Origin of the sequence: Myxococcus sp. CA005 (assembly GCF_006518205.1) — a bacterium.
GTDB lineage: Bacteria > Myxococcota > Myxococcia > Myxococcales > Myxococcaceae > Myxococcus > Myxococcus xanthus.
Window position 1 is genome coordinate 37,180 of record NZ_SRLV01000059.1, and the last position, 14,878, is coordinate 52,057.

The 14,878-nt window shown below is 69.2% G+C and carries 12 protein-coding genes; 11 read left to right on the forward strand and 1 reads right to left on the reverse strand.

Annotated features, from left to right (window positions below; translation table 11 throughout):
* Positions 1-46: 46 nt before the first annotated feature.
* Positions 47-1,234: an enhanced intracellular survival protein Eis gene (gene eis, locus FMQ63_RS24170; RefSeq protein ID WP_216608694.1), complete on the reverse strand. Its 1,188-nt coding sequence runs from the start codon at positions 1,232-1,234 to the stop codon at positions 47-49.
* Positions 1,235-1,468: 234 nt separating this feature from the next.
* Between eis and FMQ63_RS24175 the strand changes: the two genes are divergently transcribed.
* The 11 genes from FMQ63_RS24175 to FMQ63_RS24225 form a co-directional block, all read left to right on the forward strand.
* Positions 1,469-1,663, forward strand: a complete 195-nt coding sequence (locus tag FMQ63_RS24175) for a hypothetical protein (protein WP_026113796.1) — start codon at positions 1,469-1,471, stop codon at positions 1,661-1,663.
* Positions 1,660-4,560 carry an ATP-binding protein gene (locus FMQ63_RS24180; protein WP_228556482.1) on the forward strand — a complete coding sequence of 967 codons (2,901 nt, stop codon included), beginning with the start codon at positions 1,660-1,662 and terminating at the stop codon, positions 4,558-4,560. The genes FMQ63_RS24175 and FMQ63_RS24180 overlap by 4 nt, the downstream gene beginning before the upstream one ends.
* Positions 4,561-4,629: 69 nt before the next feature.
* On the forward strand, positions 4,630-6,012 hold the full coding sequence (locus FMQ63_RS24185) for a sigma-54 dependent transcriptional regulator (protein ID WP_011555804.1): 1,383 nt from the start codon (positions 4,630-4,632) through the stop codon (positions 6,010-6,012).
* Between the two features lie 136 nt (positions 6,013-6,148).
* Positions 6,149-6,976, forward strand: coding sequence for a hypothetical protein (locus tag FMQ63_RS24190; RefSeq protein WP_011555805.1), 828 nt, complete (start codon positions 6,149-6,151; stop codon positions 6,974-6,976).
* A 187-nt stretch (positions 6,977-7,163) separates the two neighbouring features.
* The gene (locus tag FMQ63_RS24195; RefSeq protein WP_228556483.1) at positions 7,164-8,237 is read left to right on the forward strand and encodes a hypothetical protein; all 1,074 of its coding nucleotides are present in this window, start codon (positions 7,164-7,166) and stop codon (positions 8,235-8,237) included.
* A gap of 28 nt (positions 8,238-8,265) precedes the next feature.
* On the forward strand, positions 8,266-10,230 hold the full coding sequence (acs, locus tag FMQ63_RS24200; RefSeq protein WP_011555807.1) for an acetate--CoA ligase: 1,965 nt from the start codon (positions 8,266-8,268) through the stop codon (positions 10,228-10,230).
* Positions 10,231-10,246: 16 nt separating this feature from the next.
* Positions 10,247-10,531, forward strand: a complete 285-nt coding sequence (locus FMQ63_RS24205; protein ID WP_011555808.1) for a DUF485 domain-containing protein — start codon at positions 10,247-10,249, stop codon at positions 10,529-10,531.
* A 7-nt stretch (positions 10,532-10,538) separates the two neighbouring features.
* On the forward strand, positions 10,539-12,173 hold the full coding sequence (locus FMQ63_RS24210) for a sodium/solute symporter (protein WP_011555809.1): 1,635 nt from the start codon (positions 10,539-10,541) through the stop codon (positions 12,171-12,173).
* 43 nt (positions 12,174-12,216) lie between these two features.
* The gene (locus FMQ63_RS24215) at positions 12,217-13,044 is read left to right on the forward strand and encodes an ion transporter (RefSeq protein WP_011555810.1); all 828 of its coding nucleotides are present in this window, start codon (positions 12,217-12,219) and stop codon (positions 13,042-13,044) included.
* Positions 13,045-13,192: 148 nt separating this feature from the next.
* Positions 13,193-13,906 (forward strand): MBL fold metallo-hydrolase, encoded by a 714-nt coding sequence (locus tag FMQ63_RS24220; RefSeq protein ID WP_011555811.1) that lies wholly within the window; start codon positions 13,193-13,195, stop codon positions 13,904-13,906.
* A gap of 260 nt (positions 13,907-14,166) precedes the next feature.
* Positions 14,167-14,878: class I SAM-dependent DNA methyltransferase (locus FMQ63_RS24225; protein WP_194866445.1), on the forward strand; the 712-nt coding region annotated here is incomplete at its 3' end.

Sequence of the window (14,878 nt, forward strand, 5' to 3'; positions counted from 1 at the left end):
GCTCCTAGCACTCCCGCGCCGGGCCCGATAGAGCGCCCGGCCCGGGTCAGAACATGTCGCGCAGGGAGGGCGGTGCCCCGGCGAAGAGACTGCCCGCCGCGCGCACCGAGGCATCATCACCCTCCAGCGCGCCCATGGCCCGCAGCGACGCCGCGGACAGGTGACCGGTGTAGAGCGGCGCCAGGTATCGCACGTGCAGCCGCAGGCCTCCGTCGCCGCCACGGCGCACGCGCGCCTGACCGTCCGAGACCTCCAGCACGAAGCGGCCCTGGTTCTCCGGGAAGAGGTCGTCCTCGACGTCCAGATGGAGGGTGCCGGAGAGTCCCTCCGGCCAGCCGCGCGCCTCCAACGCGGAGGCCACGTCCAGCACCCGCACCATCCAGTGCGTGGCCTGCTTCACCGCGTACGTCTGCTCGCGAAGCAGCAGGAGCAGCGGGTCGTCCACGCCGCCGTACCAGAAGACATCCGTGGCCAGGGAACGGTGGTCCCCCAGGAAGCTCAGAATCCTCCGCGCCGCCGCGGGCGTATGGGCCACGACGTCGGTGAGGAACAGCTCCTGATTGAAGTCCTTGAGCTGCCGGCGGATGACGTAGAGGTAGCCCTCCACACCGGCGCTGCCCTCCACCAGGTAGCCATGTGCCACCTCGCCGCGCATGTTGCGAACGCGGCCCCATGAGAAGTCCCCGCGGTCCAGCCAGCCCGGCCGGTGACGCGCGTGGCGCTGGTAGCTCAGGACGATGGCCTGCGTGTCCTTCTCCTCGATGGCCCGGAGCGACAACGTCCGCTCACTGAAGTTCAGCGATGGGACCTGGATGCGGATCTCCTGCCGCGTGCCCGCGTGCTCGTACCCCACGCGCCGGTAGAGCGGCTGCGTCGCGGGATAGAGCACCGACAGCGGAGCGCCCGTCGCGCGAGCCTCGCGCAGCAGGTGCTGCATCAGTCGCGTGGCGGTGCCGCGTCCCCGGTGGACGGGAGACACGCCCACGCCGCCCACGCCGATGACGGGCACGCTGCGCCCGCCGTACCACTGCCCCATGCGGATGAACACGAGCGTGGCCGCCACCTCGCCGCCCTCGCGCAACAACCGCAGGTCCGGCCGCGACACCCGCTGCACCCAGGCGGCGATGTCTGCGGGGGACAGGGCATACGACTGCATCATGATGTCCGCGACGGCGGCCATCTCACGTTCGTCTCGCGGCGGTCCAAAGTCGCCAGGCTGCGTCTCCACGCACATCTCCGTTCCCCGATGGCGCACGCAGGCGCCGCTCGGCCGTCCGCATTCTCAGGACGGCCCGGCCTGCCTGTCGAGCCTCAATCCACGGCCAGGCAGGCCCGTGCGCCCACGTCCGGACAGCAGGTGCGCCGTGAGGATGCTCCTCCCGCGCCCGGCGAACAGGCCCACCGCGTCCACACGACGCACGTGGTGGCTTCGTCACCCGAAGGCGACACGGCTGGTATCCTCGCCACCATGAAGCGCCCTACCGAGCCCGACGCCCCCGTGATGCCGTCGCTGCTCGTCTTCGCCGTCGCGGTGCTCCTCTTCGGCTCTCCCCTGCGCCGACTGTGGCTGGCGGAGGGCGCGCCGGGGTACCTGCCCTTCGCGGTGTGGCTGGGCGTCATCCTCCTGGGCGGCTGGGCGGCGCACCGGAGTCGTGGCCCATGACGCTCGAGCTCGGTTCGCTCGTCGCCGCGTCCGTCGCCTACCTGCTGGTGCTCTTCCTGGTGGCCTACGCGGCGGAGCGAGGCGCCATCCCCGCGCGCATCACCCAGCATCCGCTCGTCTACGCGCTGGCCCTGGGCGTGTACGCCACATCGTGGTCCTACTTCGGCAGCGTGGGCTACGCGGCCCGGCATGGCTTCCGCTACCTGGGCATCTACCTGGGCGTCACCCTGGCGTGCCTGCTGATACCCGTGCTGTGGCGCCCGCTGCTGCGCCTGTCCCGCGAGTTGCAGCTCACGTCGCTAGCGGACGTGCTGGCCTTCCGCTACCCGGGGCAATCCACCGGTACGGCGGTGACACTGTTCCTGCTGGCGGGCAGCCTCCCCTATCTGGCGCTCCAGGTGCGGGCCGTCGTGGAGTCCGCGCGCGTGCTCAGTCCCTCCGCGTCTCCCACGCTGGTGGGCCTGGGCTTCTGCGCGGTCCTCACCGTCTTCTCCGTCCTCTTCGGCGCACGGCACCTCACTCCGCGCGAGCGGCACGAAGGCCTGATGCTGGCCATCGCCTTCGAGTCCGCGGTGAAGCTCGTCGCACTGGTGGCCGTGGGTGTCTGGGCGGTCTCCAACGTGTTCGGCGGCGTGGACGGGCTGTTGGCCTGGGTCGACGCGCATCCAGAGGCCATCGACGCACTTCAGCGCCCGGCGCGAGACGCCTCTTGGGCACCGCTGCTGGTGCTCTCTTGCGCGGCCGCGTTCCTCACGCCTCGCAGCTACCACGTGGCCTTCACCGAGGCCCCGGAGCGTGAGGGACTGGCCACCGCCACCTGGGCCTTCCCGCTGCTGTTGCTGGTGATGAACCTGGTCGTCCCCGTGGTGCTCTGGAGCGGCGAGGCGCTGGGACTGCCCTGGCCCGCGGACTTCCACGTGCTGGCGGTGCCCGCGTCACGCGGCGCCACGTGGCTGGCGCTGGGTGCCTTCCTGGGCGGTGTCTCCGCGGCCAGCGCCATGGTCATCGTCACCACACTGGCCCTGGCGCCCATGTGCCTCACGCACCTGGTGCTGCCGCTGGGCTACGCACGCGGGCAGCCGCATCTATACGGCTGGCTGCTGTGGGCGCGCCGGCTGTTCATCGGCATCATCATCCTGGCCGGCTACGGCTTCCACTGGCTGCTGAACATCCGCGGCACGGGACTGGTGGACCTGGGGCTGGTGTCCTTCGTCGCGGTGGCGCAGTTCATCCCGGGCGTGCTGGGGCTGCTGTTCTGGAAGCGGGGCACGCGCGCCGGGCTGCTGACGGGCCTGGCGGTGGGCGCCAGCCTCTGGCTCCTGACACTGGTGGTGCCCCTGTGGGCGTCGCCGGGCGTCGTCGCGTGGACGCATCGCATGGCGGCGCTGCTCGGGTTCTCCGACAGTGAGCCCTGGGGCTTCGCCACCTTCGCCTCGCTCACGCTCAACGGGCTGGCCTTCATCGGCGTGTCGCTGGCGACGCGCCAGTCCGCCGAGGAAGCAGAGGCCGCGCGGGCCTGCACACGCGAGGAGGCCGCGCCCGCCGCGGGCGGCGTGGTGGCGGGCTCGCCCGACGAGTTCCGCCGCAAGCTGGCCCCGCTGCTGGGTGAGGAGGCCGCGACGGCGGAGGTGGACCGGGCGCTGAATTCCCTGTCGCTGCCGCAGGACGAGCGCCGGCCCTCCGAGCTGCGCCGCCTGCGCGACGGCGTGGAGCGAAACCTGTCGGGACTGCTGGGCCCCGTGCTCGCGCGCATAACGGTGGAGGAGGCGCTGCGGCTGGAGCCCGGCGCGCGCACCGCCCTGGCCGAACAACTCCGCTTCGTCGAGGAGCGCCTTCGCGACGCGCGGGGACTGCAAGGCCCGGTGCCCGCGCTGGAGGCCGTGCGCCGCTACCTGCGCCGCATCCTGGAGGACCTCCCGGTGGGCGTCTGCGCCGTGGGGCCGGATGGTGAGGTCGTCATCTGGAACGCGACGCTCGAGCAGCTCTCCGGCGTGCCGGTGGACACCGTGCGTGGCCATCCCCTGGATGCCCTGCCCGCCCCCTGGGGCCCGCTGCTGTCCGGTTTCGCCAGCGGTGTGGACGGAGACACGGAGACACGTGTCACCGTGGCGGGCGTCGAGCGCATTCTCCGGCTGCACCGCTCGCGGCTCTCTCCCGCGGAGCAGGGCACGGGCTCGTCCGAGGGCATGGCCCTCCTGGTGGAGGACTTCACGGCACGAAAGGCCGTGGACGCGCGCATGGCGCATCAGGACCGGCTGGCCTCACTGGGGCGCGTGGCCGCGGGCGTGGCCCATGAGATTGGCAACCCGCTGACGGCCATCGCCAGCCTGACGCAGAACCTCAAGTACGAGTTGGAGGACCCGGCGGCGGTGCAGGAGCGCGCGGGGCTCATCCTCCAGCAATGCCGGCGCATCGACGCCATCGTCCGGACGCTGGTGGGCTTCAGCCACGAAGGCACGGTGGGCGGACAGGCGCGGCCCTTCACGCGCGTCGCCGTGGCGCCACTGCTGAGCGAAGCCGTGCAACTGGCGCGGCTGGCACGCAAGCAGCATGGGGTGAGCTTCGAGCATCGCTGTCCAGAGGGCCTGGAGGTGCAAGGCGACGCGCAGCGGCTGGAGCAGGTGCTCGTCAACCTGCTGACCAACGCGATGGACGCCTCACCCGAGCACGGCGTGGTGGAGCTGGAAGCGGACATCGACGGTAGCGCGGTGCGCCTGCGCGTCATGGACCGGGGACACGGGATTCCCACCGAGCTGGCGCAGCGCGTGTTCGAGCCCTTCTTCACCACGAAGGGCCCCGGCGAGGGAACGGGCCTGGGCCTGGCGCTCGCGGCGGGCATCGTCCGAGAGCACGGCGGAACGATGCAGGTGGACAAGCGGCAGGGGGGGAGGGACTAGCATCGTGGTGAGCCTTCCGGAGCCACGCCGGATGGAAGCCAGCGTGAACCCCGAGCGGGAGGCCCCGGCATGAGCCGCATCCTGGTCATCGAAGACGAGCCCATCATCCGCACGGAGCTGCGCCGGCTGCTCGTGCGCGCGGGGCACGACGTGTCCGAAGCGGGCTCCGTGCACGAGGCGTCGAGCGACTACCCACTGGACTCGTTCGACCTGGTGCTGTCGGACCTGCGCCTGCCGGGCGCCCCGGGGACGGACATCATCGTCATGTGTCCGGGCGTGCCGGTGCTCATCATGACCAGCTACGCCACCGTGAAGTCGGCGGTGGACGCGATGAAGCTGGGCGCGGTGGACTACATCGCCAAGCCCTTCGACCACGACGAGCTGCTGATGCAGGTGGAGCGGGTGCTGCGCGAAGGACTGCTGACGCGGCAGAACGCGGCGCTCAAGCGCGAGGTGGAGCAGGCCCACCCCGTCAGCGGCATGGTGGGCAACAGCGCCGCGATGCGCGAGGTCTTCGAGCGCGTCCGCAAGGTGGCGCCCTCCCCGGCCACCGTGCTGGTGCTGGGCGAATCCGGCACCGGCAAGGAGCTGGTGGCGCGGGCCCTCCACGCCCAGAGCCCCCGGGCGGACGGGCCGCTGGTGGCGGTGAACTGCGCGGCCATTCCCGAAGGACTGCTGGAGAGCGAGCTGTTCGGCCACGAGAAGGGCGCCTTCACCGGCGCGCAGGCCGCGCACCCGGGGCTCGTGGAGGCGGCGCACGGTGGCACGCTCTTCCTGGACGAGATTGGCGAACTGCCCGCCCCCGCGCAGGCGCGCCTGTTGCGCATGCTCCAGGACGGCGAAGTGCGGCGAGTGGGCGCGACGCGGCCCCGCAAGGTGGACGTGCGCATCGTCGCGGCGACCCACCGGGACCTGCCCCGCCGGGTGCAGGAGGGGTCCTTCCGTCAGGACCTCTACTTCCGCCTGCGCGTGGTGGAAATCCGTCTGCCGCCGCTGCGGGAGCGCACGGAGGACGTGCCCGCGCTGGCCAGGCACCTGCTGGAGAAGGCGAGCCGCAAGCTTGGCCGCCCCACGGCGAGCCTGTCTCCCGAGGCCCTGGAAGCGCTCACCTCCCATCCCTGGCCGGGCAACGTGCGCGAATTGGAGAACGCGCTGGAGCGCGCCGTCATCCTCGCGGATGGCCCGGTGGTGACAACGGGACTCCTGGCGCTGGAGCTGCCCGACACGGCGGACAGCTTCGGAGCGTCCACCGAATCCGCCGACACGAGCCCCGCCGCCGCCGAGGAAGCCAGCGGCGCCTCACCGGAATCCATGGAGGAGTACTTCCGCCGCTTCGTCATGGAGCACCAGGAGCACATGGGCGAGACGGAGCTGGCGAAGCGCCTGGGCATCAGCCGCAAGGCATTGTGGGAGAAGCGCCAGAAGCTGGGCATCCCTCGCACGCGCGCCTGAGGCACGGCGCCCTCGCGTCTGTCCACTGCCCTCCAGTGCTGGAAGCCCGTCCACCAGGGGCGCCGCCCCGGCACAGCGGAACGCCTGCCGCGCCCCATCGCTAGGATTTCCGCCAACACACCGTTGGGGGGAGCTCATGGCAGACAGCGTGCCTGTGATTGGCAGTGGGGCTGGCAATCGCGCGGGGGAAATCGTTGGCGTCGTTCCTCGCGCGGAGTACGGGCGGATGGTGGTGCTCACCACGGTCATGCCCATGGCCATCATCACCACGACATGGTTCCTGCCGCCGGGATGGAACCTGCTCGGAACGGCCGCCATGCTCACCGGCTTCCTGCTGGTGTTGGGAAAGGCCATCGCGGGCGTGCCGCTGGCGCTGCTCATCAGTGAGCGCAACCTGATGAGCCTCTCCCGATTCCAGGCGCTCGTGTGGACCGTGGTGGTGATGGCGGGCTACCTGACGATGACGCTCTCCCGCGTGAAGTCGGGCGCGCCCAACGCAGTGGGGGTCGACATCCCCCAGGAGCTCTGGATTGCCATGGGCATCTCCACCACGTCCCTTCTGGGCACACCGCTGGTGCTGGGCGGCAAGCGTGCGCGCAGCCCGGACGAGAAGCTGGTGCAGAACACCTCCGTCCAACTCGCGGAGGCCCCCGCGGACATCGACGCTCACCGCCAGGGCGTGCTCTACGCCAACGCGAACATGACGGACGCGCGCATGGCGGACATGTTCCAGGGAGACGAGGTGGGCAACACCGCGCACATCGACCTGGCCAAGGTGCAGATGTTCTATTTCACGCTCATCGCAGCGGTGGGCTACTTCATGGACGTGGCCATGTCGGTGGCGCGCGGGACGACCCACGCGATGCCCGCCCTGTCGCAAGGCATGCTCGCCCTGCTGGCCATCAGCCATGGTGGATACCTGCTAGGAAAGACAGGCGACCACTCGAACTCCAAGCAGACCTGACGCCGCGCGCGAAGCGTTACGACGCAGCGCATGAAGCGTTACCGCGGTAACGCGAACGTCACCTTCGGTAACGTCCTGACGCGCCGAGCCAACCTGCAACGTCTTGAATCTCCGAGCGCGGCGCGTTGGCAGACACGTTGCTCTGTGCTGGGGCATGCGCACTGCCCCCGCACGCATGCTGTCGTTCATGGCCGCGCTCGCGGTCCTGCTGTCAGCCACTCCGTCGAGCGCATTCAAGATTCCCATCAGCGAGGAGTCCTACCTCAACGTCGCCATCCTCCTGCAGCCGCAGCTCCAGATTGTCGACGAAGGCGCGCCGTCCGGCGGCCCCAGCTCCGACATGTTCCTGCGGCGCACGCGCCTGCTCGTCTTCGGCCACATCACCCAGAAGCTGTCGTTCTTCGCCGAGACGGACCAGCCCAACTTCGGCAAGAACGGCGACTGGAACGTCGCCTTCTTCATCCAGGACGCGTTCATCTCCTACGAGGTGGCGGAGAAAGTCTGGATTGACGTGGGCATGCTGCTGCCACCGCTGACGCGCCATGTCCTCCAGGGCGCCGTCGCGTTGCAGGCCGTGGACTACCACTCCAGCCTGGTCCGCTGGGCACCTGGCGTGGGCAAGGTGTGGCGGGACATCGGCGTGCAGGTCCGCGGCTTCGCCGGCCCCTTGGGATTCCGGGCCGCCATCTTCAATGGCGTCAACGGCAAGACGACCCCGGATGGCACCGTGCTCAACCCGGACGATTTGCCTCGCATCACGGCGATGGCGCGCTGGAACTTCTTCACGCGCGAGGAGGACCTCTTCTTCCAAGGCATCTACTTCGCCTCCGAGCCGCGCTTGTCGGTGGGCATCGGCGCCGACTACCAGCCCAAGGCGGTGTCCACGGAATCCGGTCTCCATGATTCGTTGGGCACGGCCGCGGACGTGTTCCTCGACGTGCCCCTGGCGAACGACCAGGAGTTCGTCTTCAACGCCACCCTCTTCCACTACCGCCAGGGCTTGGACAACCCGCAGAGCGGCACAGGGCTCTACGCGGAGACGGGCTGGCGCTTCGGCAAGTTCCAGCCGCTCATCTCCGGCGAGTACTTCAAGGCGCGCGTGGACGGCCAGGACCTGCTCGCGCTCAAGCCCGGCTTCAACATCTGGTTCCAGAAGCACACGCTCAACCTCCGGACAGAGGTCGCCGTCGCGTGGACGGGCGACATCTCCCAGGCACGTGCCGCCGTGACGGGCACGAGCCAGCTCCAGCTCTTCTACTAACCCTCCTCCACTCCCAAGGAAGCCAACGATGGCCCAGACGCAGGAAGCGCTCATTCCCACGAAGGACGCCTTCAGCCGCAAAGCCCACGTGAAGAGCCTGGAGGACTACCAGCGCCTCTACCAGCGCAGCATCCAGCAGCCCGAGGCCTTCTGGAGTGAGATGGCTGAACAGCTCACCTGGTTCCACAAGCCAGACGCCATCATGGACCTGGACGCCGAACAGGTGGACTTCTCCTGGTTCGGCGGCGGCAAGCTCAACGCGGCCTACAACTGCATCGACCGGCACGCCACGGAGCGCCCCGGCAAGGTCGCCATCATCTGGGCGAAGAACGAGCCGGGCGAGTACGAATCCATCACCTACCGCGACCTCCAGCACCACGTGGGCCGCGTGGCCAACGTGCTGAAGGCGCACGGCGTGCGCAAGGGCGACCGCGTCTGTATCTACCTGCCCATGGTGCCGGAGCTGGCCTACACCATGCTCGCGTGCGCGCGCATCGGCGCGGTGCACTCCGTGGTGTTCGCCGGCTTCTCATCGGAGGCCCTGCGCGAGCGGATTCTCGACTCCGGCGCCAAGGTGCTCATCACCGCCAACGAAGGGCCGCGCGGCCCGAAGTTCGTGCCCACCAAGGCCATCGCGGACGAGGCCGTGGAGGGCCTGTCCCTGGTGGAGTCCATCCTCGTGGTGCGCCGCACGGGCAAGGAAGTGCCCATGCTCGCCGGCCGCGACTACTGGCTGGACGCGGAGATGGCGAAGCACCGCGGCGTCTGTCCCGCGGAGTGGATGGACTCCGAGGATCCGCTCTTCATCCTCTACACCTCCGGCTCCACGGGGAAGCCCAAGGGCGTGCTGCACACCACCGGCGGCTATCTCGTCTACGCGGCCACCACGTTCCGCTACGTCTTCGACATCCAGCCGGAGGACGTCTACTTCTGTGCGGCGGACCTGGGCTGGGTCACCGGACACAGCTACATCCTCTACGGGCCGCTGATGAACGGCACCACCACGGTGATGTTCGAGTCCACGCCCACCTTCCCGGACGCAGGGCGGCTGTGGCGCGTGGTGGACGACCTCAAGGCCACCATCCTCTACACCGCGCCCACCGCGCTGCGCTCGCTCATCAAGGAGGGTGACGCGTGGGTGAAGAAGTCCTCGCGCCAGTCGCTGCGCCTCCTGGGCAGCGTGGGCGAGCCCATCAACCCGGAGGTGTGGCGCTGGTACCACGACGTCGTGGGCGAAGGCCGCTGCCCGGTGGTGGACACGTGGTGGCAGACGGAGACGGGCGGCATCCTGATTGCCCCGCTGCCGGGGGCCACGCCCACCAAGCCGGGCTCCGCCACCCTGCCCTTCTTCGGCGTGGAGCCGGTGCTGGTGGACGACGAGGGCCGCGTCATCGAAGGCAACGGCGTCAGCGGCAACCTGTGTCTGGCGCGCTCGTGGCCGGGACAGGCTCGCACGCTGTATGGCCACCACCAGCGCTTCAAGGAGACGTACTACGCGCGCTTCCCCAACCTGTACTTCACCGGTGACGGGTGCCGCCGCGACGAGGATGGGTACTACTGGATTACCGGCCGCGTGGACGACGTGCTCAACGTCTCCGGGCACCGCCTGGGCACCGCCGAGGTGGAGAGCGCGCTGGTGGCCCATGAGGCCGTCGCCGAGGCCGCGGTGGTGGGCTTCCCGCACGACCTCAAGGGCACGGGCGTATGCGCGTTCGTCACGGTGAAGCCGGACTGGCAGGAGTCCGCCTCCGAGCAGATGGTGGGCGCGCTCAAGGAGCAGGTTCGGCATGTCATTGGCCCCATCGCCACGCCGGACCGGGTGGTGCTGGTCAACGGCCTGCCGAAGACGCGCTCCGGGAAGATTCTGCGCCGCATGCTCCGCAAGATTGCCTCGGGCGAGGTGGAGAACCTGGGTGACGCCAGCACCCTGGCGGACCCGTCGGTGCTCGACGAACTCCTCGCGAAGGCCACACCCCCACAGGCGAAGCGCTGACCGGAGGAGAATTCCCATGTCCACGAATCCGAATGAGGAAGCGCTGGAAGCACTCGCGGCGGCGCGCTGGCGCGTGGCCGGCGTGCTCACCGTGACGACGCTGGTGGCGTACCTGGGCTTCATCCTGCTGGTGGCGTTCGACAAGCCGCTCATGGGGCAGCAGCTCGTCCCCGGCCTGTCCATTGGCATCCTGCTGGGCGCGCTGGTCATCGTCGCGGCCTGGGCGCTGACGGGCATCTACATGCTGTGGGCGAACGGGAAGTACGACCGCGCCCTGCACCAACTCCGCGGTGGGAAGTGAGGCAGGCATGAACCCCGCAGAAACGACGACGCAGCTCGGCCAGCCGAACGCGACGGCCATCCTGTTCTTCCTCCTCTTCGTCGGCGTCACCCTGGCGATTACGTACTGGGCGGCGCGCAAGACGAAGACGACCTCGGAGTTCTTCGCCGCGGGCGGCGGCGTGAGCGCGGCGCAGAACGGCTTCGCGCTCGCGGGCGACTACATGAGCGCCGCCAGCTTCCTGGGCATCGCGGGCCTGGTGGCCACGTCCGGCTTCGACGGGCTCATCTACTCCGTTGGCTGGCTGGTGGGTTGGCCGGTCGTGACGTTCCTCATCGCCGAGCCCCTGCGCAACCTGGGCAAGTACACCTTCGCGGACGTGGTGGCCTACCGGCTGAAGCAGACGCCGGTGCGCCTGTCCGCGGCGGTGGGCACGCTCACCGTGGTCAGCTTCTACCTGATTGCGCAGATGGTGGGCGCCGGCAACCTCATCCACCTGCTGTTCGGCCTGTCCTATGAGGCGGCGGTCGTCATCGTGGGCGCGGTGATGATTCTCTACGTCCTCTTCGGCGGGATGATTGCCACCACGTGGGTGCAGATCGTCAAGGCGGTGCTGCTGCTGGCGGGCGCCACGGGGCTCGCGGGCATGGTGCTGTCCAAGTTCGGCTTCAGCCCACTGCGGCTCTTCAACGAGGCCGCCACCCAATACGGCGCGGAGGTGCTGGCACCCGGGAAGCTGGTGAACAACCCGCTGGAGGCCATCTCCCTGGGCGTGGCGCTGATGTTCGGCACCGCGGGCCTGCCGCACATCCTGATGCGCTTCTACACGGTGCCGGACGCGAAGGCGGCGCGCAGCAGCGTCTTCTACGCCACGGGGCTCATCGGCTACTTCTACCTGGTGACGTTCATCCTGGGCTTCGGCGCGTCCGTGCTGGTGGGCCGTCAGGCGATTACCGGCGTGGACAAGGGCGGCAACATGGCGGCGCCCATGCTCGCCGAAGTCGTGGGTGGCACGGGCTTCCTGGGCTTCATCTCCGCCGTCGCCTTCGCCACGATTCTGGCGGTGGTGGCCGGCCTGACGCTGTCCGGCGCGGCGGCGCTGTCCCATGACTTGTGGTCCAGCGTGGTGCGCAAGGGGCAGGCCCCCGAGGCGGAGCAGCTCAAGGTGGCCCGGCTGGCCAGCCTCTTCCTGGGCGTCCTGGCCATCATCCTGGGCGTGGCCTTCAAGGGGCAGAACGTGGCCTTCATGGTGGGTCTGGCCTTCGCCATCGCGGCGAGCGCCAACTTCCCGGCGCTGCTCCTGTCCATGGCCTGGAAGAAGTTCACCACGAATGGCGCGGTGGCCAGCATGCTGACGGGCGCCATCAGCTCGGTGCTCTTCATCTTCCTGTCCCCCACGGTGCAGGTGGACCTCCTGGGCAACACGTCCGCGCTGTTCCCCCTGCGCAACCCGGGCGTCATCACCATTCCCCTGGCCTTCATCGTGGGCGCGGCGGTGTCGCTGCTCTTCCCCGAGCACGAGTCCGCCGCCCGCTTCGCCGAAGTGAAGCACCGGATGCACGTGGGGGTGCCCCAGCCGGCCCCCGCGGTGGCCACCGTGGCATCGAAGCCCGCGGATGAGCCGTCCCGCCCCGCCGCCACGGGCAGCGAGGCCAAGGCCTGAGGACGGACATTCCCCTGGGGCACGGGTCGCCTACACTGGGCCCGTGTCCAACGCCTCAGAGCAGGGCCCCACCGAGGGCCTCCGCGGTCGGTTGCACGAAATCATCTTCGAGGCGGAGACGCCCGCGGGCAGGGCATTCGACGTCGGCCTCCTGTGGGCCATCCTCTTCAGCATCATCGCGGTGATGCTGGAGAGCGTCGCCTCGGTGCGGGCCCAGTACGGGAGCCTGCTGCTCGGCGTCGAATGGTTCTTCACGGGCCTGTTCACCCTGGAGTACCTGCTCCGGCTCTTCTCCGTCAGCAAGCCGCTGCGTTACGCCCGCAGCTTCTTCGGGCTGGTGGATTTGCTGGCGATCCTGCCCACCTTCCTGAGCGTTCTGATTCCCGGGGCACAGTCCCTGCTGGCGATTCGAGTGCTGCGGCTGCTGCGCGTCTTCCGCGTGCTCAAGCTGTCGCACCTGCTCGGCCAGGCGGAGGTGCTGCTCACCGCGCTGCGCGCCAGCCGCCCGAAAATCACCGTCTTCCTGGGCACCGTGCTGACCATCGTCGTCATCATGGGCGCGCTGATGTACGTGGTGGAGGGCCAGGAGAACGGCTTCGACAGCATCCCGCGCGCCATGTACTGGGCCATCGTCACCGTGACGACGGTCGGCTTTGGCGACATCACCCCCAAGACGGCACCTGGGCAGTTCATCGCCTCCATTCTGATGGTGATGGGCTACGGCATCATCGCCGTGCCCACGGGCATCGTCTCCGTGGAGCTGGCCGCCGCCACGCGGCACGCGGTGGACAACCGGGCGTGCCCCGCCTGTGGCCAGCAGGGGCATGACCTGGACGCGCATTTCTGCAAGCACTGCGGTCACGGGCTCTAGGTCGCGGGCGCTCGCATGGCCCCCGTACCAGCGGCCGGGCGCCTCCTGGACTGGACGGAGGCGGAACCGGCGTCCGACTCCAGCCAATGCCCCTCACAGGGTGAAGCTTATCGACGGAGCCCTGGCTCTCGATGCCCTGGAGGCAACCATGCTCTTCCGCCAGCTCTTCGACACGACGTCCTCGACGTACACCTATCTGCTTGGGGACGAGGAACAAGGAACGGCACTCCTCATCGACCCCGTCGCGGAGAAGCTCGACCGGGACCTCACGCTGCTGCGGGAGCTAGGCCTCTCCCTCACCCATGCGCTCGACACACACGTGCACGCGGACCATGTCACTGCGTCCGGCCTGCTCCGGGCTCGCACGGGCGCCAAGGTGGTGAGTGGCATCACCGGGGCACCGTGCGCTGACATCCACGTGAAACATGGCGACACGCTGCGCGCCGGGACCTTCACGCTCCAGGTGCTCGCGACGCCGGGCCACACGGATGACAGCGTGAGCTACCTGTTGGGAGACCGTGTCTTCACCGGGGATGCCCTGCTCATCCGTGGCAATGGCAGGACAGACTTCCAGAATGGGAACGCCGGCACCTTGTATGACTCCATCACCCAGGTGCTGTTCGCGCTCCCCGATGAGACGCTCGTGTACCCGGCCCATGACTACAGAGGGCTGACGGTGACGACCATCGGCGAGGAGAAGCGACACAACCCGCGCGTGGCCGGCCGGAGCCGAGACGGCTTCATCCAGCTCATGAACAACCTGGGCCTGCCGAAGCCCAAGCTCATCGACGTGGCGGTTCCCGCCAACCGCGCTTGTGGACTGACGGCACCGGTCCGCGCGCGAGGCAGCTTCACACATTGAGGTACAGGGGGGCGGCGCCGGCTCAAGGCTTGCTGTTCGGAAATGTCGGGACATTTGTGGGCGGTCTCAATCGGTGAACGCACGCGCCACGTTCCCGGGCCAACCTGTCACAACACGGCAGCGAGCCCCACCCAGACATCACCGCCTCCTGCGACTCCAGGGCAGGTATGTTGATGCCAAGCGCACAACTCGATGAAACACCCGCCAGAAAGCAGGCCCCCGACGTTCACTCCGCACCACGCTGGGTAGGATGCGGTTCCATGCCTCGCACCGCGCATAGGCCGCTGGAAGTGGATGAGGAGAAGCTCGTCCTTCAATTCCCCAGCCTGGACCGTAAGGCCGTGGGTGCTTTCTTCACGCCTGCACCGCTGGCGGAACGCACCCTCGCGCTCGCGCTCCAGCACGTGGGCGGAGGCCCCCTCACGGTCGTGGACCCCTCGTGCGGCGCGGGCGCCTTCCTCACCGCCGCTTCGCGGCTGCGGCCCGGCGTCCGGCTCTGTGGCCTCGAGTTGGACCCCGAGGTCGCCCGCCTCTGCCAGGCCCGCGTGCCCGAGGCCACCGTGCGCGCGGGAGACGCGCTGCGAGACGGACTGGAGCCCCTGCTCGCCACCACTCCGCCGGACCACCAGGAGCTGTGGGTGGGCAACCCGCCCTACAACGGCACCTCCTCCGTGCTGAAGGACCCGGGCACCTATGCGCGGCTGCGCGCCCTGCTCCCACTGGCACTGATGCCTGGCACCAGCCTGCGAGACGACTTCGCCTTCTTCCTCCTGGTGGCCGCGCACCGGCTGGCCACCCGTCCCGGTGCGCTCGCCTTCATCATCCCCGCGAGCTTCCTCGACGCCTTCATGTACGCGCCGCTTCGCCAGTCGCTGCTGGAGACACTCTCCCTGCGCGAGGTGGTGGACCTGGGCCCCGGCGCCTTCGCGGGCACCCAGGTGCGGACCTGCATCACCGTGTGGAGCTCCCTCC

Excerpts from the sequence above, each read along its gene's own strand:
- FMQ63_RS24185 (WP_011555804.1), top strand. The coding sequence starts at position 4,630 with ATGAGCCGCATCCTGGTCATCGAAGACGAGCCCATCATCCGCACGGAG.
- FMQ63_RS24175 (WP_026113796.1), top strand. The coding sequence starts at position 1,469 with ATGAAGCGCCCTACCGAGCCCGACGCCCCCGTGATGCCGTCGCTGCTC.
- FMQ63_RS24220 (WP_011555811.1), top strand. The coding sequence starts at position 13,193 with ATGCTCTTCCGCCAGCTCTTCGACACGACGTCCTCGACGTACACCTAT.
- FMQ63_RS24180 (WP_228556482.1), top strand. The coding sequence starts at position 1,660 with ATGACGCTCGAGCTCGGTTCGCTCGTCGCCGCGTCCGTCGCCTACCTG.
- FMQ63_RS24195 (WP_228556483.1), top strand. The coding sequence starts at position 7,164 with ATGGCCGCGCTCGCGGTCCTGCTGTCAGCCACTCCGTCGAGCGCATTC.
- FMQ63_RS24190 (WP_011555805.1), top strand. The coding sequence starts at position 6,149 with ATGGCAGACAGCGTGCCTGTGATTGGCAGTGGGGCTGGCAATCGCGCG.
- FMQ63_RS24210 (WP_011555809.1), top strand. The coding sequence starts at position 10,539 with ATGAACCCCGCAGAAACGACGACGCAGCTCGGCCAGCCGAACGCGACG.
- eis (WP_216608694.1), bottom strand. The coding sequence starts at position 1,234 with ATGTGCGTGGAGACGCAGCCTGGCGACTTTGGACCGCCGCGAGACGAA.
- acs (WP_011555807.1), top strand. The coding sequence starts at position 8,266 with ATGGCCCAGACGCAGGAAGCGCTCATTCCCACGAAGGACGCCTTCAGC.
- FMQ63_RS24205 (WP_011555808.1), top strand. The coding sequence starts at position 10,247 with ATGTCCACGAATCCGAATGAGGAAGCGCTGGAAGCACTCGCGGCGGCG.